We start from the raw sequence: 19,645 nt of genomic DNA on the forward strand, positions 1-19,645 counted from the left end.
CGGCCTCTGCGCCGCAACCCTGACAGGAGACCCCTTATGACCTACTTGCCCGCCTCGGACCGCTATGACCGCATGCCTTACCGCCGCTGCGGTCGGTCGGGCCTCAAGCTTCCGGCGATCAGCCTGGGGCTTTGGCACAACTTCGGCGGGGACACTCCGCACGAAGTCAAACGCGACATGTGTCGCACGGCGTTCGACCATGGCATCACCCATTTCGACTTGGCCAACAACTATGGCCCGCCACCGGGCAGCGCCGAAGAAGCGTTCGGTGAAATCCTCGCGACCGATTTCGCAGGCCTGCGGGACGAGCTGATCATCAGTTCCAAGGCGGGCTATGACATGTGGCCCGGTCCCTATGGAAATTGGGGCAGCCGCAAATACCTGATGGCGTCCTGTGACCAGTCGCTGGACCGGATGAGGCTGGATTACGTCGACATTTTCTATTCGCACCGGTTTGACCCGGAAACCCCGCTAGAGGAAACGATGGGCGCATTGGCCGATATCGTGAAATCGGGTCGCGCGCTGTATGCCGGAATCAGCAGTTACAACACTGAAAAGACGCGTGAAGCTGCTGCATTGCTTGCCGACGAGGGTGTGCCGTTGCTGATCCATCAGCCCAGCTACAATATCTTTAACCGTTGGGTGGAAACCGATGGATTGAAAGAGACGCTGGCCGATCTGGGTGTGGGATCGATTGCGTTTACCCCGCTGGCACAAGGTATGTTGACCAAGAAGTATCTGGGCGGAATCCCCGATGACAGCCGTGCAGCGCAGGACAAATCGCTGTCGCCCGATCTGATCACCGAAGACGCGCTGGACAGCGTGCGGGCATTGAACGAACTGGCAGAGGCCCGGGGTCAGACGCTCGCGCAGATGGCGATTGCATGGGTATTGCGCAACGAAGGCATCACGACAGCCTTGATCGGTGCCAGCAAGTCCAGCCAGATCGTCGACTGCGCGGGGGCGGCGGCAAATCTGACCTTTACCGATGACGAGCTGGCCGAGATCGACGCACGCGCAGGCGACAAGGCGATCAACCTCTGGGCGGAAAGCTCTTTGTCGGAAAATGCTCCTGCATAAAAAATGATTGGCGTTCCTCATTTTTCGGATTAAGGTCTGAAAGGGGGGACGCCAATGGCCAGAGCAACGATTCATGATGTCGCAAGAACGGCGCAGGTCAGCCTTGCGACTGTTGACCGCGTGCTGAACAATCGCGGCAGCGTTGCGGCGAAGTCCGTTAAAAAGGTGCAGGATGCCGTCGCACGGACGGGTTATGTCCGTGATCAGTTTGCTGCCAACCTGTCCCGTGGAAATGGCTATCGGTTCGTTTTTCTGCTGCCGGCCGGGCAATCGGCATTCGTGCGCAAGCTGATCGCAGAAATTGCGCGGGAATCTGATCTGAACCGCAAGGATCGGGTTCATATTGACATACGATCATCAAAAACATTCGATCCGGTCTCTCAGGTTGCGTCCCTGCGGCAGATCGACCCCGAAACGACTGATTGTGCCGCCGTCATCGTCAGCGACGTGCCGCAGGTCCGGGCAGAGCTGACGCGGCTGCGCGCGGCAGGGGTTCGCATCGTGTCTCTTGTCGCGGATGTGCAGGCCGAGGCACGCGATATCTATGTCGGGCCGAACAATGAGGTGGCGGGCCGGATGGCCGGGCAGTTCATGGGACGGCTCATCCGGGAACCTGTGGGTCCCGTGCTTGTGATCGCAGGGTCGCTTGCTGCGCGCGACCATGCGCAGCGCTTGTTGGGATTCCGGCAGGTTCTGCAAAATGATTTTTCCGGATTGACGCTGCTGCCCGTCGTCGAGGGTTTCGATGACGCAGCGCGCATCGCTGATCTTGTGGCGCGCACGTTGGATGCAATGTCACCCGTCGGCATATACGCGATCGGTGCCGGGAACGCGGGCCTGGTCGCCGCGCTGCGCCGTGCCAATTCGGCGTTTCGGCCCGTCACCATTGCACATGAATCGACCGACGCCACCCGCGAGGGTCTGCGCGATGGCCTGATTGACCTGGTGATCGACCAGGATCCGGGCCGCGCCGTGACCCGCGCCGTGCGCCTGATGCGCGACATGGCAGACAAACAGGCCGTGCCATCCGCGCGCGGCGAAATCCCCCTAAGTGTTATCATCAAGGAAAGCCTCTCATGACCGACTATTTCAAAGGAATTGCCCCCGTCACCTATGAGGGGCCTGACAGCACCAATCCGCTGGCGTTCAGGCATTACAACCCGGACGAGGTCATTCTGGGCAAAACCATGCGCGACCACCTGCGGTTTGCGGTTGCCTATTGGCACAATTTTGTCTGGGAAGGCGGCGACCCGTTTGGTGGCCGGACGTTCGACAGACCGTGGTTCCCTGCCGACAGCATGGAACTGGCCAAGCTGAAGGCCGATGCCGCATTCGAGATGTTCGAGATCCTCGGCGTGCCGTATTATTGCTTTCACGACCACGACATTCGGCCAGAGGGTGCATCGCTGCAAGAAAGTGCGGATCGTCTGCATGAAATGGCGGATTACGTCGCCCCCAAGATGGAAGGCGGCACCCAGCTGCTTTGGGGGACGGCCAATATGTTCAGCCACCGCCGCTACATGAGCGGAGCCAGCACGAACCCCGATCCCGACGTCTTTGCCTATTGCGCCAGCACGGTCAAAACCTGCATGGACGTAACCCATCGTCTGGGTGGTCAGAACTATGTCCTGTGGGGCGGGCGCGAAGGCTATGAGACCTTGCTGAACACCGATCTGGACCGAGAACTGGCGCAGATGGGGCGGTTTTTGCAGATGGTCGTCGAATACAAGCACAAGATCGGATTCAAGGGCGCGATCCTGATCGAGCCAAAGCCGCAAGAACCGACAAAGCATCAATACGACTACGACGTCGCCACGGTTTACGGATTTCTCCAGCGGTTCGGTCTGGAAAACGAGGTCAAGGTGAACGTCGAACAGGGACATGCGATCCTTGCCGGCCATTCGTTCGAGCATGAATTGGCGATGGCGCGGGCGCTGGGCCTGTTCGGGTCGATCGACATGAACCGCAACGACTATCAGTCCGGCTGGGATACCGACCAGTTCCCCAACAATACGCCGGAGGCCGCGCTGGCCTACTACGAGGTGTTGCGTGCAGGCGGATTCACCACGGGTGGCACGAATTTCGACGCCAAGCTGCGCCGCCAGTCCATCGACGCAGAAGACCTGATTGCAGCGCATGTAGGCGGGATGGACATCTGCGCCCGGGGGCTGAAGGCTGCGGCCGCCATGATTGCCGATGATGCACTTGAGGCACCACGCCGCGCCCGCTACGCTGGGTGGGACAGTGCGGACCACCTGTCTGAAACCGCAACGCTGGAAAGCGTCGCTGCCTATGCCGAGGCAGGTCAGATTGACCCCCAGCCGGTATCAGGTGGGCAGGAACGGTTGGAAAACATCGTAAACCGCTACGTTTAGTGGTGGATGCCGGACCGGGGCGCTGCCCCGGACCCCGGAGTATTTTTGGCAAGATGATGGAGATGGCGCCATGACACGGATCAAGCTTGGCATGGTGGGTGGTGGCAAGGATGCCTTTATCGGGGCGGTTCACAGGATTGCGGCACGCCTGGACAACCGGTTCGAACTTGTGGCCGGCGCGCTGTCCTCTACGCCTGAAAAAGCGCAGGACTCCGGGCGTGCGCTTGGGCTGGCACCGGACCGGACCTATGACGACTATGTTGCCATGGCCAAGCGCGAGGCACGGCTGAAGGACGGAATAGCAGCCGTTGCAATCGTGACCCCCAACCACATGCACGCGCCGGTCGCGCGTGAATTTCTGAAGCGCGGCATTCACGTGATCTGTGACAAGCCGCTGACGGCAACCCTGCCGGAAGCACGCAAACTGGTGGCCGTGGCGGAAAAGTCCGACGCCTTGTTCATCCTGACGCATAACTACACGGGTTATCCGCTGATGCGGCATGCGCGTCAGATGATCGCTGAAGGCGCGCTGGGCCGGATCCGGGTCGTGCAGGTGGAATATGCACAGGACTGGCTGGCCGAGGCACCGGAACCGGACAACAAGCAGGCGGCGTGGCGCACCGATCCGGCCAAGTCAGGGGTCGGCGGGTCCACCGGCGACATCGGCACCCATGCCTATAATCTGGCCTGTTTCGTGACGGGGCTGAAGCTGGACAGCCTTGCTGCGGATCTGGATGCCTTTGTGCCGGGGCGGCAGGTGGACGACAACGGACACGTGATGTTGCGGTTTCACGGTGGGGCCAAGGGCATGCTGTGGTGTTCGCAGGTTGCCACGGGAGCGGAAAACCGTCTGACCCTTCGGGTTTACGGCGACAAAGGCGGGATCGAGTGGGGGCAGGAAAACCCCAACGTCATGCGCTACACGCCACTAGGCGGTGTCACGCAACTGCTGACCCGCAATGGTGCGTCGGGTGCGACGGCAGGCACGCGGGTGCCTGGTGGTCATCCGGAAGGATACCTGGAGGCATTTGCCAATATCTACGCGGCAGCTGCCGATGCAATCGAGGCTGCGCGCGCCGGCGAGAAATCGTCTGCGCTTTATCCCACGATCCAGGACGGTCTGGATGGCGTTGCATTTGTCGATGCCTGCGCGCGGTCGTCACGCCGCAACGCGGCGTGGATCACGCTTTAGGCGATGCGGGCGGGTGCGATCTGCACCCCGAAGGCCGCAGCAATATCCCCGATCTGGAACGGCTTTTCGACAAGTGTAAAATCGCATATTTCGCCGATTTCGTCGCGGTTGTAACCCGATGCGAACACGACCTTGACGCCCTTGCGGGACAGGTCGAGGCCCAGTTCGATGCTCCGCTCGCCGTTGCCGAGGTTCATGTCCAGCAGGGCAAAGTCGAAGGTGTGGGACCCACATTTCGCGTGGGCCGATGCAAGGTTGTGTGCGATCTGCACATCGAAGCCGAGCTGGTTTTCCAGTCCATCTGAGACATCGAGGGCCACGATGACCTCGTCTTCGACATATAGGATTTTAGGACGTGTAGGTGTCGAAGACGCTGTCATTCGGAATCTCGATAAGTGAATCTTTCGGAATGGTAAAAACGCACCGCAGCCCCGATTGTTCCCAAAAAAATTCAACTTTCCCATCAAGACTGCCCTCGATCGTTGATCGGATCAATTGGCTGCCGAAACCGGAAACCTCGCTCTGGTCTGCAGGCGGGCCGCCTTTTTCCTGCCAGCTGAAGATAAAGTCATCCGATTCACCATCATCCTGCCGCACCCATGACAATGAGACCTGACCGTCCTCTTTTGAAAAACTGCCGTATTTCGCGGCGTTTGTCGCAAGTTCGTGGATCGCCATGCCAAGTGACAGCGCGGCGCGGGCGTTGACCACGATATCGGGGCCTTTCAGTTGGACGCGTTCGGCACCGTAGACATCCACCAGTTCAGGGCGCAGGACATCCTGCAATTTCGCCGATGACCAGTTCGATTGGGTCAGCAGTTTGTGGGTCTGGGCAAGGGCCTGAATTCGCTGCGACAGCGCCTCAAAGATCGCCTTGTCAGCGGTTGCGTCACGTTTGGCGCGTGACACCAGCGCCAGAACGTTGGCCAGCATGTTTTTGACGCGATGCTGCAATTCCTGCATCACGCGGCGCAGCTCGAACTGGATCTGAACCAATTCGGTGCTATCACGGACATTGATGCCGATGCCGATCAGCTTGTCGCCCTGACGCACGGGATACCAATCAGTTTCAAACACCCGGTTGTCATCCGGCCGCGTCGGCACGGCCCCTCTGATCTGGTAGTTTTCGACTTTTTTGCCGGTTTCGGCCACCTGCTTCGCCAGACGACGTGCGATGTCAGCCATGCCGCCCGACATTTCACCCAGCGATCTGCCGATCATGTCTTCGACCGAAACCCCGAGGATTTCGGACAGTCGCGTATTGGCCCGGATGTAATTGAGATCGGTGTCCAGCAGGGCCATCGCAATCGGGCTTGCGGTGTACAGGCCCTCGATTTCCTCTAGCCGGTCGGCCGCGATCAGGCGCGCCTCTTCGGCGTCCTGGGCCAGCCTGCGCAGTTCGGTGACGTCGAACAGGGACACAACGACCCCGCCCTTTGAATGGCCGCTCTGGGCATAGGGGACAAAGCGCGCCCGGAAGGATTTACCGCGACGGGTTTCATATTCCTTTTCCAGCAGCTCCTGGCTGTCCATCACCCTTTTGCAGTCAGTGACGATCTGATCCATGTCCACCTCGGACGCGATATCGTCGATGCGGCGACCGATATCGGTTTTCTGGAATCGGAACACCTCGCAGGCTTCGGGGGTAAAGCTGCGCAGCTTGAGGTCGGCGTCCAGAAAAATGGTGCCGATCTTGGTGCTGCGGATGAAATTCGCGAGGTCCGTGTTGGCGTCGCGCACTTCGGTAATCTTGTTGTTCAATTCGTCGTTGGTGGTTGTCAGTTCCTCGTTCGCGGACTGCAACTCTTCGTTCATGGACATCATCTCTTCGTTCGAGCTTTTCAGCTCTTCGTTCGATGTCTCCAGCTCTTCGACGGTGGACCTGATCTGAAGCCTTGCCTCGTCCAGCTCGCTTTCGAGGTCCTGCACATATTTGGCTGTCGCTTCTGACAGGTTTTCGGGACTGGGAAGCTTGGTGCCCTCGGGCAGGGTCTGGTCCTGGAACAGGATCAGGTCCTGACCGCCTGTCATGCGCTGCCTGGTGATACGGATCAGTCGCGGCGTGCCATCCAGAACGCCCGTGAAATCCCAATCGGCGGTTTCGCCGCTTCCAAGCTGGCGGTTCAGCAGCCGACGCAGGTTGTTTTCCAGTTCCGGTCGGATCAGCTTCATCAGGTCCAGCTGCGGCCGGCCTGCCTTCATTTTCAGATAGGCCGTCGCCGGATCAGATGCGTATTGCAGGTCGCGGGCGTTGCTGACGACGATATACGCAGGCGACATCAGGTCGATCACCTTGTCCGCATAAGCCATGGCGGGCGCTGTTTGTCTGTTTGCGGCGTCGGGCATCGCGATCTGCGGTTCGTTTTCGGGATCGGGGGCGGGTGTCTGGCTCAGGTCCAGGCGTGCCGCCGGGCCGGGCTGCCGCCGATAGATACGGTTTTGTCGGGACAGATCGGCAAAGGCCTCTGGACCGTTGATCGGCGACTCGGATGTGCCCAGCACGAGGATACCGCCTTCGCGCAGGGCATAGTGAAACACCCGGATCGCTTTTTCCTGCAGGGATTTGTCGAAATAGATCAGGACATTCCGGCAGGTGACCATGTCAATCTGACTGAACGGCGGGTCCTTGATGATGCTTTGGTTCGAAAACCGCACCATGGAACGCAGCCTGTCGTTCACGGTGTACCCGTCGCTGCGCCATTTGAAATATTTGTGCAGGTATTCTGCCGGGACTTCGTCGGCGATGGTGTTCAGGTATTGACCACGCCGGGCCGTTTCCAGCGCGTCTTCGTCAATATCGGTGCCAAAGATCATGACGCGCGGCCACACATCAAGGCGTTCCATCGCTTCTGACAGCAGCATCGCGATACTGTAGGCCTCTTGTCCGGTCGAACAGCCCGGCACCCAGATCCGCAGCTCATCGGTGTTGCCGCGGCCTTCCATCAGCTCGGGAATGACCTTGTTGCGCAGGTCGTCGAACACGGAATCGTCGCGGAAAAAGCTGGTGACGTTGATCAGAACATCCTTGAACAGGCGACTGACCTCTTCTGGATCATTGATCAGAACCTTGAGGTATTCGTTCGGATGGCTCAGGCCCAGCACCGACATGCGCACCGCGATCCGCCGCAGCAAGGTGCCGGGTTTATAGCCGGAAAAGTCGTGGCCCGTGCGGTAGCGGACATGCCGCATGGCGCGGCTGATGAATTCGCGGTCGGTCAGGGCGTCCTCCGGGATGCCGCCGCGACAGTCAAAGTAGTCGTTCAGGACCGCAAACATTTCCGCGACTGGCAGGACGATATCGGCGACCCCGGTTTCGATCGCGCTGCGCGGCATGCCGTCGTATTTCGCCTCGGACAGGGCCTGCACGAACACCAGACCACCTGCCTCCTTGATCGCGCGGGCACCCAGGCTGCCGTCGCTGCCTGTGCCGGACAGGATGATGCCGACGGCGCGTTCACCCGAGTTCTGCGCCAGTGACACGAGAAATGCGTCGATCGGGCGCCTGCGGCCACGCGGTAGATCGTAATTTTCCGTCCGAAGTTTTCCGTCGATGATCGTCAGGGATTGGCCTGGCGTGATCAGGTATATGTTCCCCGCCTCTACGGCCATTCCGTTCGCGGCTTCCTTGACCGGGGTTTTGGTCCGTTTGGTCAGCAATTCACCCAAGAGACTGTCATGATCCGGGTCGAGGTGCTGGACGATGACGATCGCCAGGCTGTGGCTGGGAGGCAGGTTGTCCAAAAATCCCTGAAGCGCCTCAAGCCCACCCGCAGAGGCCCCGATTCCGACGACCACAGGCCCCTCGGGGGGCGTGATAGGCAAAGAAAACGTGTCGATCATCAGGTCATCCGGTTCATGTTGTCATCGTCTCATGTCATGAGTAACGATCAAGTCAAATCTGTCGGGGGGGTCCACATGCCGTATCTCAATCTTGAAGAGGTCGCAAAACGTTTCGACCCCCTCTCTGTTGCTTTGACAATAGCCGACCCCGGTCAAACAGACTTGCCTTTGATCTATGCGAACCCTGCATTTAGTGCGCTGACCGGATATGCCCAGCACGAGGTTTTGAACAGGAATTGCAGGTTCTTGCAGGGCGATCTGGACAACACATCGGCGCGCCGCACGGTCCGCGACGCATTGGCGGCCGCCAAGCCTGCGCAGGCAACGTTCGACAACCTGCGCAAGAACGGGTCGTCGCTGACAACGCTGTTGTATCTCGAGCCTCTGCATGATCGTGCCGGTAATCTGATCTATGTGGTCGGGTCACAGTTCGAGCTGCACCCCAAGGTCAGCGCCGCCGAGGTGGACCGGCATTCCAACCAGTTCGTCGATGGGATCGGTGACCTGCTGGCATTGAACGAAAACCTGCGCGCCGTGACGCAACGGTCGTTGGCGCGGTCGGCCTTGGCGACGGTCAGGCTATGGCTCGAGACCTAGAGCGTGTAGTCCGGCAGTGACGAAAACGCCTCTTTGAGGGCCAGCGACCAACCGTCGGAAATGCGATGATACAGCTCATCGTCAGTTTCCACACGTTTGCGATGGGTCGGTTTGAAATCACCGGTTCCGTAGCAGAGAATGTCGAACGGCAAGCCGACCGACAGGTTCGATTTCACCGTTGAATCGAAACTGACCATCAGCAGCTTGACCGCATCCGCAAATGACATTTCCGGATCAAACCCGCGCACAAGGATGGGTTTGCCGTATTTCGTTTCGCCAATCTGGAAAAACGGGGTTTCTTGGGTGACTTCGACGAAATTGCCCTCGGGGTAGACCATGAACAATGTCGGTTCACCGCCCTTGATCTGGCCACCGACAATGACGGTGGCGCGGAACTTTTCCTCGCCCCCGACGGAGTTGGAATAGGAAATGACCTCTTTCAGCGTTGCCCCGACCAGTCGGGCGACCTGGAACATCGTGGGTTCGCGCAGGATCGACGGGTCGCGGTCGGCGGCTGTCTTGGACCGTTCGTCCAGCAGCGAAATCAGCGATTGCGTCGTGGCCAGATTGCCGGCTGTCATGAGCGTGATCAGGCGCTCGCCCTCGACCTCCCAGGTGAACAGTTTGCGGGTCGATGAAAAATTGTCGACGCCGGCATTGGTGCGGGTGTCTGACATGAAGACAAGGCCTTGGTTCAGTCGCAGGCCGACGCAGTAGGTCATTTGATCAGGTCCAGATTGGGTCTGGCTGCGCTTTTACTGCTGCACTTGCAAAGTCACAATCAGCGATTCGACACCTGCACCGCGGCGCAGGCCCCTGACCGGGGCCGCGTCGCGTGCGTCCCGGCCGACTGCCAGCCGCGCATAGCGGTCATCCGGGCTGATCCGGTTGCTGACGTCGAAACCGACCCAACCCAGATCGGGCAGGTACACCTCGGCCCAGGCGTGGCTGGCGGTCTGGTCATCGGTCTGGTTCAGCTTGAGATAGCCGGACACATAGCGTGCCGGCAGGTCTGCCGCGCGGGCGACGGCAATCAGGATATGGGCATGGTCCTGGCACACGCCGCAGCCACCCGCGAGCGCCTGGGTCGCTGTCGTATCCGCATAGGTCTGCCCGGTTTCATAAGGCACGGCGTCCAATATGTCAGCGCAGATGGCATGCAGTGCGGGGATTGAATTGTCCGACGCCAGTCTGGCGGCCAACCCGCGGATCGCCTCATCGGCCTCGGTCGCGGGCGTGGCCGTTTTGAAATGCCACAGCGGGGCAGTGCTGTTCACGTGGCCCAACACGCCGGCCGTATCGCGGGTTTCGATCACGCCGCGCGCTGTCACGGCCAGTTCGGTCGCGCCGCGTGTCACATTCACCAGGTCCGTGTGGTTACCGTAGTGATCGTCGTAGGTCAGCTCGATCTGGCCGCCCTCGACGATGATGTCCCAGGATTGCACGCGCTGCATCGGGTTGTCCTGCGGACGCAGGTGCAGGCGTTGCAGCGCATATGACACCGGATGATCATAGGTGTAGCGGGTCGTATGTGTGATGTGCAGGTCCAAGGGGCGATCCTATCCGTAGAACTTGTAGTCCTGCTCGATCATCTGACCCAACGCGTTGTTGTCCCGGATGAATCCGGTGATGAATTCGTGCAGACCTTCTTCGAAGATGGACGCGATATCACGGTTCTTCAGTCCCTGCACCATCTGACTGGCGTGGTCCTGGCAGCTGTGTCGTTCGCCGTATTCCGCGCAGAGGTGTTCGAGGTTTGCGCAGGTCTGTTCCAGGCTGAAGATCAGGCTGCGCGGCAACCGCCGGTCCAGGATCAGGAAACGCGCCACCGATGTCGCCGTCATGTCGTCCTCGTCCAGCCAGCGAAAGGCACGATGTGCGCTGACGGACCGCAGGATCGTTTCCCACTGCACGTTGTCCAGCGACGACCCTACGAAACTGGTGCTGGGCAGCAGGGTGTAATATTTGACGTCGATGATGCGGGCCGTGTTGTCGGCGCGTTCGATGAACGTGCCCAGCCGGGCAAAATCGTAGATGTCGTTGCGCAGCATGGTCCCATGCAGCGCGCCGCGAACCAGTGCCGATTGCTGACGGATGATATCCAGAACCTTTGGCAGTTCGGTTTCCACGACCGGTTCGGCCAGCAGGTCTTTCATCGTCATCCAGTTGTCGTTCACCGCGGACCATACTTCGGTGGTGAGTGCGGTGCGCACGAGCCTGGCGTTGTCCCGCGCGGATTTCACGACAGATAAGACCGATGATGCGTTGTCCGGGTCGCGCAGCAGATAGTTGATGACGTCCGCGCTCTCGAATCCTTGGTATTTCTGGGAAAATGACCCGGCAGCGCCAGCCGTCGTCGCCACCGATTTCCACCCTGTTGCCTGATCCTGGCTGCGGGTCAGCGCAATGCGAAACCCTGCCTCGATCAGGCGGGCGGTATTTTCTGCGCGTTCAAGGTTGCGGAACATCCAGTAAAGGCCGCCTGCGGTCTTGCCCAGCATATCAGTCCTCCAGAACCCAGGTGTCTTTGGTCCCGCCACCCTGCGAGGAATTGACGACCAGCGACCCTTCCTTGAGGGCGACACGGGTCAGGCCGCCGGGGGTGATGTCGATCCCCTTGGGGCTGACCAGCGCAAAGGGGCGCAGATCGACATGACGCGGTGCCAACCCCTGATCGACAAAGATCGGCACCGTGGACAGCGACAGCGTCGGCTGTGCGATGTAGTTGCCGGGGCGTGCGCGCAGCTTGGCCGCAAAGTCCTCCAGCTCTTGTTTGCTGGCGGCGGGGCCGACCAGCATCCCGTAGCCGCCAGAACCGTGCACTTCCTTGACGACAAGGTCTGCAAGGTTGTCCAGCACATAGGCCAGACTGTCGGGTTCCGAACAGCGCCATGTATCGACGTTTTTCAAGATCGCCTTTTCGCCGGTATAGAATTCAACCAGTTCGGGCATGTAGCTGTAGATCGCCTTGTCGTCGGCAACACCGGTGCCGGGTGCATTGGCAATCGTAATGTTGCCCGCGCGGTAGACATCCATGATGCCCGGCACACCCAGCATCGAATCAGGATTAAAGCTGAGAGGATCAAGGTATTCGTCATCAACCCGGCGGTACAACACGTCGATCCGTTCATAGCCGCGCGTCGTCCGCATTTTCAGGAAACCGTCAACCACGCGCAGGTCGTGTCCTTCGACCAGTTGCGCCCCCATCTGGTCTGCGAGAAAGCTGTGTTCGAAATACGCGGAATTGTAGATCCCCGGGGTCAGGACCGCGACACGCGGCTTGCCCACGCAAGACGGAGGTGCGCAAGCGGCAAGCGACCGGCGCAGGTTCTTGGGGTAGTCGCTGACAGGCTGGACCTTGATCTTGGCAAACAGCTCTGGGAACATTTGCAGCATCGTTTCGCGGTTTTCCAGCATGTAGCTGACACCGGAGGGCGTGCGGGCGTTATCCTCGAGCACAAAGAAATCGTCTTCTCCGGTGCGGACAATGTCCGTGCCGACGATATGCGTATAGACGTTTCCGGGGGGCGACATGCCGATCATCTGGGGCAGAAACGCCTCGTTGTTGGCGATCAGTTCGCGCGGCATGCGGCCAGAGCGCAGGATTTCCTGCCGGTGATAGATGTCATGCAGGAACGCGTTGATCGCGGTGACGCGCTGCTCGATCCCGCGGGACAGTTTTTTCCATTCACGGCCGGAAATGATGCGCGGCACCAGATCGAACGGAATCAGCCGTTCCTGGGCTGCGTCCTCGCCATAAACATTGAACGTGATGCCGGTGCGCCGAAAAAACGCCTCTGCTTCTTCGTGTTTCGCCCGCAGACGTTCGGCGTCTTGTCGGTCGAACCAGTTGCGGTAGCTGGCATAGGGCGCGCGCACGGTGTCGGCTGCGTCGCGCATTTCATCAAAGTGGTGGTGTTCTTGTTCCATGTACTGACGGTAGCGCAATGTCGGGCAGCCGCAATGGCTTGCGACGCGGTTCAGACTTCTGACACCACAACTGCCTGATGATTAAGCGATACAGTCCCGAAACTTGTCAGAAAGGACACATCGGCTGCATCGCGGCCCACGCCCGTCACAACCATCCGGTCAGCAGTCGTCATCCCGCTGGGATCAACCAGGTGCCACGCGCCGTCCAGAAATACCTCAGCGACGGCGTGAAAATCAGGGGGCGTCACATCGGGGCTGTAAACGCTGGCGATCCGCGCGGGAATCGCGCTGCAGCGGCACAGGGCGATCAGCAGATGGGCATGGTCGCGACAGACCCCGCGCCGATCATCAAAGGTATCCTGCGCGGTCGTCTGGGCGGTGCTTGCGGAATTATCGTAGGCAATGTTGGCACGGATCCAGTCCGCCATCGCGACCACGCGGGCCCCGCCGGTCAAGTGACCAAAGCTGTCCAGCAGATCCTCAAAGCCAGAGGCGGCGCAGTAGCGCGATGCCATCAGGTATTTGATATCCGGCGCGTTCAGCTGGAACAGCGGTGTGGCGGGCAGGATGGCCAGATCGACCACCGGACGCGATACCGTGACACTGGCCGCATAGTGCAGCACCAGCCGGTCGCCAATGTTCATCCAGACGCGGTTCCCGATACCTTCTTCGCCGGGCGTGTCGCGCCAGTTGCAATGGTCGGGAACCGAAAAATCCTCGGATGTTACGATCTGACAGGGGTCTGTCATGGCGCGCAGCTGCAACAGAAGTGTCATCTGTTCCGGCACGGCATAGTCGAGGGTTACGCGAATGTCGCAGTTCAAGATCGCACCTGATGCCGAAGGGGAAGGTAACAACTACCTACCCCGTTCGCGGCGATCAGCAAGGTTCAGATATACAGAACGTCGCGGAAAACGTGCTGCACGATGCCGTCACGCTTGATTCCAAGTGCGGCGAGTTCATCATCTGTCATCGCATCAAGCGCGTTCACCTGCGCCATCCGGCTGTTGCGTTCGGCATAGACCACCATGTGGTCAAGGATGGATGCAAAGATGGCTTTGACGCGGTCACCGATGGCGTGGGCGGCACCGAATGTCAGGTTTGTTGCGGTCATGGTATGTCCTTTCGGGGGTTGCGACCACGGCTGGCCGCGCAATGTCCTCCCTAAAGGTCAAATAGGCTGACCCACTTGGCCGGGCAACGTATAGTGCTGCAACCCTGCTACCCGCATGACGAATAGCGGGTCAGCCCGATTTCGGGCCACGCTTTGCCAGCCGTTTTGCGTTTGCGCGGGTCTTGTTGCGCAGCGGTTGAATGGCGGCCCTCATGATCTCGTGCGGTTGCTGGCCGGTCATCATCGCGGTGCCTGCACGGGTCATGGACTGGAACGCGGCCTCGGTTTTTTCGGTCATCATCCGGTCGTTTTCACGGTCGGTGACCGACCAGAAACCACCCCAACCCATCACGCGCATGGCCATCACGGCCTGCGATTCCGCCAGCATCATGCCAACCTCGGCGTTCAGCTGCATCAGGTCGAACAACGTGGTGTGACGTTTCATGGTGCTCTCCGGTGGCGGTTGCCACCTCACAGCTTATGCTGCAACGCAGCGTAATACGAGGGCGAACTTGGGGACACCCGATCTGCGCGGCGCCGGCAGTGCGGTTGCAGGGACAGGTGCCATGTGAAACAGGTCTGGGCTGAAATCAGCCGGTTGCGGCAGTTTGCCTCTTTTGCGGCGATGCAGTGCTGTTTATCTGCGCGTCGTGCGGGGCCGACAGGTCGCGCAGAATACAGGAGTTCTACGACATGACACCACTGACCCGTCTGACGTTCGGCATGACCCTGGCGCTGTTGCCGGGTTTTGCATTCGGGCACGACTACCGCGTGGGCGATCTGCTGATCGAACATCCCTTTGCGCGCAGTGCACCTGCGACGGCAATGGCCAGTGCAGGCTATATGACCATTCTGAACACCGGCGCGGAAAGCGATACGCTGATCGCCGTCGAGGGGCCGTTCCCGCGTGTCGAAATCCATAACGTCGTGACGGGCGATGATGGGGTCGCGCGGATGCAAGAGCAGGCGGCGGGGATCGAGATCGCCCCCGGCGATACGCTTGCGTTGGCCCCCGGTGGCTATCACGTCATGTTCATGGGCCTGCAAGGCGACGCGCTGGACGTCGGCGAAGAGGTCCCGGCAACCCTCGTGTTCGAGCGCGCGGGCCGAGTCGATGTGGTCTTCAACGTCGAGGATGTCGATGCCATGTCCGGCATGGACCATGGCAACATGGATCACGGGTCAATGGACCACGGGACGATGGACCACGGGACGATGGGCGACAATTGATCCTGTCTGCGGATCAGTCGCTGCTTTGTGCAATCAGGCCGAATTTGCGAAGCTTGACGTAGAGTGACTGCCGCGACAGGCCCAGCATTTCTGCTGCGGCCACGCGGTTGTTGCCAGTCAGCTCAATCGCCGTTTCGATGCACATCTTTTCCACGACATTCGTGGTTTCGGCCACGATGTCGCGCAAGGTCGAGCTGCCGACCAGTTCGACCACGGAACTAAGCCCGCTGTCGTCGTCGGACCGGTGCGATCCATCTGCCTGCGGGGTTTCCCGGACGACGAAAGCAAAGACCGTCGCATCTGCGGCCCTGAGGGTCGTCACGCTCATCTCGACATCGCGGGGGCTGCCATAGTCGCTGGCAATCCGCGTCGCATAGGATCGCAGAGTGCCCACACGCGCTGCGTTTTGTGACATGACACTGAAATCGACCATGCCGCGCTGAAGAAAGTCCATGAATGGCTTTCCGCGCAAATTCAGGTCATGGGCCGCGCCGATCATGTTCAGGAAACCTTCGTTCGCCGACAGAATGGCGCCGTCCTCGTTGGTGAAAACAACGCCGTCCTGACCCTTGTCGTAAACGCCGCGCAGCATTTGTGCCGTCCGGTCCGTTTCGACGTTCAGGGCGGTGCTTGACCGTATCCGGCACAACAGGATGCGTTCGCCGGCCGACCGGAACAGGGTGGGCCGCAGTGTCAGCATTTCGCCATGCGCGCCACGCACCTCGATCGTGCCGTCACCATCGGCCAGTGCCTGCGTTGTCAGCCGGTCCATCAGGTTCGGTTTCGCACGCTGTTCGAACAGATCGGCAAAGGACCTGCCGATCATCTCTTCGCGCTTTGATCCGATCAGTGCCGACAGTTTGGAATTGGTGTCGCTGATCGTGCCTGTCTGGACGGACACCATCGCCACGCCATCAGCCGAGCTGTCCATCATGACCTTGAACCGCGTTTCAAAATCACGCTGCGTTTCGTAATCGCGTTCCAGGGCCAGTTGCGCGCTGACCAGCTGTTGCTGCATCTCTGCGACAGGGCGCAGATCGTGGCCCAGGATCAGCACGATCCCGCCCTCGCCGATGCGGTGAAAGCTGTATTTGATCGGCAGGCCGGTGCGGTTGTCAGGAATCTTGTGGTTGACCTCGATCGGGCGAACCTGATCGTCGCCGTCGACAAAGGCACCCAGCCGTTTGGTGAACTTGTCCTGGCTGTCCAGCATCAGCAGGTCGGTCAGGTTGCGGCCCTCGATATTCTGAAACAGCCCGTCGTCCGCAAAATTGCGGTTCAAGAGAACGGATACGATCTTGCCGCTTTCGGTCATGACCAGACCAACGTCAGAAACCGATGTCAGGATACCCCCAAGGATATCCGGCCCGATCATCGGAATATCGCCGCTGTTCCAGTATTTGATGCCGCCCGATGTCATGCCGGTCCGATCTGAAGGCGATTGCCGACCTAGGGGTTCACGAATTTTCTTGCTGTGAGATTCCTGAGATCGCATAGCGTTAGGGCCTTCTCGAGGTCGGATGTCGCGTAGTCAGCACCGATCCGGTGCGCGATATCCGTTTCAGTGCAGAGGAGAGGGCCGCCCACCACAATGGGGATCCCACTGTTAAACACGCGAACCTCTTTTACCAGTTGGGCCAGGGTTTCAACCCCGTCGCAATGCGAGGCCGTCAAAAAGACAGCATCAGGTGCGATTTTGCCAAAGATTTCGCAGACCGTTCCGGGCGCTGTTTCAAGCGACAGCGCCACGGAAATGCCTTGCCGTCGCATCTGGTGGGCCAGCAGCATCGGGCCGAATGTATGCGCCATGTCCACACCCGAAATCAGCAAGACACGTGCAGCATCGGGCCGTTTCACGCGCCCTGCATCAATACGCTTGTCCATGTGTCGCAAGAGCGATTGCAGGCGTGCGGTCCCGATCGTGACATCCGTCCAGCTGATCTGGTCCTCTGCCCAAAGCGCGCCCAGTCTGCGGACCGCGTTGGCAATGAAATCGTCCGTCAGCGCAGCGTGACCGACCCCTTGCGCCAGGGCCATGTGCAACAGCTCTGCTGCATCCTCGACGCGAGAAGAGAGCGCGGCTGCGCAAAATCCTGCGACCAAGCCCGTCTCGGGCTTGTCCGGATCGACTTGACCCTCTTGCAAGAGCCGAGCTGAAGGTCGTCGCGACATCGGGGTCTACCGTCCTTGGCTGCCTTGGTCCGAGTGGTGTCCGTGCATTGGCGCCATTGTCGAAATTCGAGAGAGAATTGTCAAAGAGAATTGACAGAATTGCTGCGCTGACTGAATTTTTTTACCCACACGCCATAAAAAGAGGGCTTTTATGCAATTTCCGCGCTGTGTAAGTGAGGTGATACAAGCCGCGAAATGTGTAAGGTATGGTTGACACATGACCAGAATCGCACCTAATCTAAAACCATGAAGTGTCAGGAGGGCATGACGTGTTGACGACCTTGCAGTCCCGCGATGGCCGCCTCGCACCACATGGGGTGGCGGTGCCGCTCTATTCCGCACAAGAGCGAGCCCGGCGCGATGCAACCCGTTGGACGCTGGTGCAGGGCATTCTCGCCCCCGTGCAATTCGTTGTTTTCCTGATCTCAGTGGTGTTGGTGTTGCGCTACCTCGCGACCGGCGATGGCTATGCGCTGGCGACCTTGTCCATCATCATCAAGACCGGGGTTCTGGCCCTGATCATGGTCACCGGGGCGATCTGGGAAAAGGTCGTCTTTGGGCAGTACCTCTTTGCACCATCCTTCTTTTACGAGGATCTCGTCAGCTTTGGTGTGATCGCGCTGCACGGCGTTTACGTATGGGGGCTGGTCACGGGCGCGCTGGATCCGGTGACACTGATGTGGGTCACGCTTGCCGCCTACGCTGCCTATGTCATCAACGCAGCGCAATTCGTGCTGAAACTGCGCCGCGCGCGACTGGATGTGTCCGCATGAACGATCTGACCCCGACACCTGGCGGCGGTTGTCGCAGCGCCCCCGTGCTGAAACAGCGTGGCCAGCGCGAGGTGTTTTGCGGGCTGACCGGAATCATCTGGCTGCACCGCAAGATGCAGGATGCCTTTTTCCTTGTCGTCGGGTCGCGCACCTGCGCCCATCTGCTGCAATCCGCGGCGGGGGTGATGATCTTTGCCGAACCGCGCTTCGGCACGGCCATCCTCGAAGAGCAGGATCTGGCAGGCATGAAGGACGCGCATACCGAACTCGACCGCGAGGTTGCGCGCCTGCTGCAACGCCGGCCCGACATCCGGCAGCTGTTCCTCGTCGGCTCCTGCCCGTCCGAGGTGATCAAGATTGACCTCGCCCGCGCGGCCGAACGGCTAAGCCAGGTCCACGCTCCCCACGTCCGGGTCCTGAACTATTCCGGTTCGGGGATCGAGACGACATTCACCGAAGGCGAGGATGCCTGCCTCGCCTCCATGGTGCCAGTGCTCAAGGACACGGCGGCGCGCGAATTGCTGCTGGTGGGCGCATTGCCCGATGTGGTCGAGGACCAGATGCTGTCGCTGCTGGGCCAGATGGGCATCGACAACATCCGCCTGCTGCCCGCCCGCCGGATCGATGAAACGACAGCCGTTGGTGCCAACACCGTGTTTGCGCTGACCCAGCCATTTCTGGGCGAAACCCATGCCGCGCTGATGCGCCGTGGTGCCCGCCACATCCCCGCCCCGATGCCATTCGGTGAAGAAGGCACAACAGCCTGGTTGCGTGCCGTCGCCACCGAATTCGGTGTCGATGACGCGACATTCGACGCTGTGACCGCTGCGCCCCGCGCCCGCGCCCGCAAGGCCATTGCCCAGGCGGCAGAGCATCTGAACGGCAAGTCGATCTTCTTTTTCCCCGATAGCCAGCTGGAAATCCCGTTGGCCCGCTTTCTGACCCGCGAATGCGGCATGACTGCGGTCGAGGTCGGCAGCCCGTATATCCATGACGCGATCCACGGACCCGACCTTGATCTGCTGCCCGCCGGGCCGCAAATCTCCGAAGGACAGGACGTCGATCTGCAACTCGACCGGGTACGTGCGGCACGTCCGGACCTGACGGTCTGCGGTCTTGGCCTCGCCAACCCGCTGGAGGCAGAGGGCCTGACGACCAAATGGGCGATCGAACTCGTCTTCACCCCGGTTCATTTTTACGAACAGGCAGGCGATCTTGCCGGTCTGTTCAGCCGCCCGATCCGCCGCAAATCTGTCCTCCGGGTGGAGGCAGCGGAATGACCTGCACAATCGCTGTTTTCAAAATATCCTCGGGGGTCCGGGGGCAGACAGCCCCCGGCGGT

General features: G+C 60.1%; 19 protein-coding genes. 8 read left to right on the forward strand and 11 right to left on the reverse strand.

Translation table 11 applies throughout. From position 1 onward, the window contains the following. Positions 1–36: 36 nt before the first annotated feature. The 4 genes from mgrA to AN189_RS02215 all read left to right on the forward strand — a co-directional run bounded on the left by mgrA (position 37) and on the right by AN189_RS02215 (position 4,647). The gene (gene mgrA / locus AN189_RS02200; protein ID WP_056030277.1) at positions 37–1,080 is read left to right on the forward strand and encodes an L-glyceraldehyde 3-phosphate reductase; all 1,044 of its coding nucleotides are present in this window, start codon (positions 37–39) and stop codon (positions 1,078–1,080) included. Positions 1,081–1,134: 54 nt separating this feature from the next. Then, entirely contained in the window at positions 1,135–2,160 is a 1,026-nt protein-coding gene (locus AN189_RS02205; RefSeq protein ID WP_056030280.1) for a LacI family DNA-binding transcriptional regulator, read from the forward strand. Then, positions 2,157–3,455: a xylose isomerase gene (xylA, locus tag AN189_RS02210; RefSeq protein WP_056030284.1), complete on the forward strand. Its 1,299-nt coding sequence runs from the start codon at positions 2,157–2,159 to the stop codon at positions 3,453–3,455. Before AN189_RS02205 ends, xylA begins: the two co-directional genes overlap by 4 nt. Before the next feature lie 70 nt (positions 3,456–3,525). Then, a complete protein-coding gene (locus AN189_RS02215; RefSeq protein WP_056030287.1) occupies positions 3,526–4,647 on the forward strand; it encodes a Gfo/Idh/MocA family protein in 1,122 nt (373 codons plus the stop codon). Here the strand turns inward: AN189_RS02215 and AN189_RS02220 are convergent. Together AN189_RS02220 and AN189_RS02225 are read right to left on the reverse strand one after the other, a co-directional pair. Continuing rightward, positions 4,644–4,967 carry a hypothetical protein gene (locus tag AN189_RS02220; RefSeq protein WP_056030290.1) on the reverse strand — a complete coding sequence of 108 codons (324 nt, stop codon included), beginning with the start codon at positions 4,965–4,967 and terminating at the stop codon, positions 4,644–4,646. The genes AN189_RS02215 and AN189_RS02220 overlap by 4 nt on opposite strands. Before the next feature lie 28 nt (positions 4,968–4,995). Beyond that, positions 4,996–8,487, reverse strand: coding sequence for a chemotaxis protein CheB (locus tag AN189_RS02225; RefSeq protein ID WP_056030293.1), 3,492 nt, complete (start codon positions 8,485–8,487; stop codon positions 4,996–4,998). 75 nt (positions 8,488–8,562) lie between these two features. Here AN189_RS02225 and AN189_RS02230 point away from each other — a divergent pair, with 75 nt between their 5' ends. Further along, positions 8,563–9,084: a PAS domain-containing protein gene (locus tag AN189_RS02230; protein ID WP_172794839.1), complete on the forward strand. Its 522-nt coding sequence runs from the start codon at positions 8,563–8,565 to the stop codon at positions 9,082–9,084. Here the strand turns inward: AN189_RS02230 and AN189_RS02235 are convergent. The 7 genes from AN189_RS02235 to AN189_RS02265 all read right to left on the reverse strand — a co-directional run bounded on the left by AN189_RS02235 (position 9,081) and on the right by AN189_RS02265 (position 14,573). After that, the gene (locus AN189_RS02235) at positions 9,081–9,806 is read right to left on the reverse strand and encodes a peptidase (protein ID WP_056030298.1); all 726 of its coding nucleotides are present in this window, start codon (positions 9,804–9,806) and stop codon (positions 9,081–9,083) included. The genes AN189_RS02230 and AN189_RS02235 overlap by 4 nt on opposite strands. 33 nt (positions 9,807–9,839) lie before the next feature. Further along, positions 9,840–10,634, reverse strand: coding sequence for a transglutaminase family protein (locus AN189_RS02240; protein WP_056030301.1), 795 nt, complete (start codon positions 10,632–10,634; stop codon positions 9,840–9,842). 9 nt (positions 10,635–10,643) lie between these two features. Next, positions 10,644–11,585 (reverse strand): alpha-E domain-containing protein, encoded by a 942-nt coding sequence (locus tag AN189_RS02245; RefSeq protein WP_056030304.1) that lies wholly within the window; start codon positions 11,583–11,585, stop codon positions 10,644–10,646. Position 11,586: 1 nt separating this feature from the next. Continuing rightward, a complete protein-coding gene (locus AN189_RS02250) occupies positions 11,587–13,014 on the reverse strand; it encodes a circularly permuted type 2 ATP-grasp protein (RefSeq protein WP_056030308.1) in 1,428 nt (475 codons plus the stop codon). 50 nt (positions 13,015–13,064) lie between these two features. Further along, positions 13,065–13,838: a transglutaminase family protein gene (locus tag AN189_RS02255; protein ID WP_253279527.1), complete on the reverse strand. Its 774-nt coding sequence runs from the start codon at positions 13,836–13,838 to the stop codon at positions 13,065–13,067. A 65-nt stretch (positions 13,839–13,903) separates the two neighbouring features. Beyond that, positions 13,904–14,128: a DUF1127 domain-containing protein gene (locus AN189_RS02260; protein WP_056030313.1), complete on the reverse strand. Its 225-nt coding sequence runs from the start codon at positions 14,126–14,128 to the stop codon at positions 13,904–13,906. Positions 14,129–14,258: 130 nt separating this feature from the next. Then, the gene (locus AN189_RS02265; protein WP_056030316.1) at positions 14,259–14,573 is read right to left on the reverse strand and encodes a hypothetical protein; all 315 of its coding nucleotides are present in this window, start codon (positions 14,571–14,573) and stop codon (positions 14,259–14,261) included. A 248-nt stretch (positions 14,574–14,821) separates the two neighbouring features. On the opposite strand from AN189_RS02265, the gene AN189_RS02270 reads away from it, so the two are divergent. Continuing rightward, a complete protein-coding gene (locus AN189_RS02270) occupies positions 14,822–15,358 on the forward strand; it encodes a copper chaperone PCu(A)C (RefSeq protein ID WP_056030319.1) in 537 nt (178 codons plus the stop codon). Positions 15,359–15,371: 13 nt separating this feature from the next. On the opposite strand, the gene ppsR is transcribed toward AN189_RS02270, so the two are convergent. Both ppsR and AN189_RS02280 read right to left on the reverse strand, forming a co-directional pair. Beyond that, positions 15,372–16,778, reverse strand: a complete 1,407-nt coding sequence (ppsR, locus tag AN189_RS02275) for a transcriptional regulator PpsR (protein ID WP_056030322.1) — start codon at positions 16,776–16,778, stop codon at positions 15,372–15,374. Positions 16,779–16,807: 29 nt separating this feature from the next. Next, a complete protein-coding gene (locus tag AN189_RS02280) occupies positions 16,808–17,530 on the reverse strand; it encodes a B12-binding domain-containing protein (RefSeq protein WP_157057350.1) in 723 nt (240 codons plus the stop codon). A 269-nt stretch (positions 17,531–17,799) separates the two neighbouring features. Here AN189_RS02280 and bchF point away from each other — a divergent pair, with 269 nt between their 5' ends. Together bchF and AN189_RS02290 are read left to right on the forward strand one after the other, a co-directional pair. Beyond that, positions 17,800–18,303, forward strand: coding sequence for a 2-vinyl bacteriochlorophyllide hydratase (bchF, locus tag AN189_RS02285; protein WP_253279528.1), 504 nt, complete (start codon positions 17,800–17,802; stop codon positions 18,301–18,303). Then, positions 18,300–19,583 carry a ferredoxin:protochlorophyllide reductase (ATP-dependent) subunit N gene (locus AN189_RS02290; RefSeq protein WP_056030327.1) on the forward strand — a complete coding sequence of 428 codons (1,284 nt, stop codon included), beginning with the start codon at positions 18,300–18,302 and terminating at the stop codon, positions 19,581–19,583. The genes bchF and AN189_RS02290 overlap by 4 nt, the downstream gene beginning before the upstream one ends. Positions 19,584–19,645: the final 62 nt, after the last annotated feature.

This window comes from Loktanella sp. 3ANDIMAR09 (genome assembly GCF_001420005.1).
Lineage (GTDB): Bacteria > Pseudomonadota > Alphaproteobacteria > Rhodobacterales > Rhodobacteraceae > Loktanella.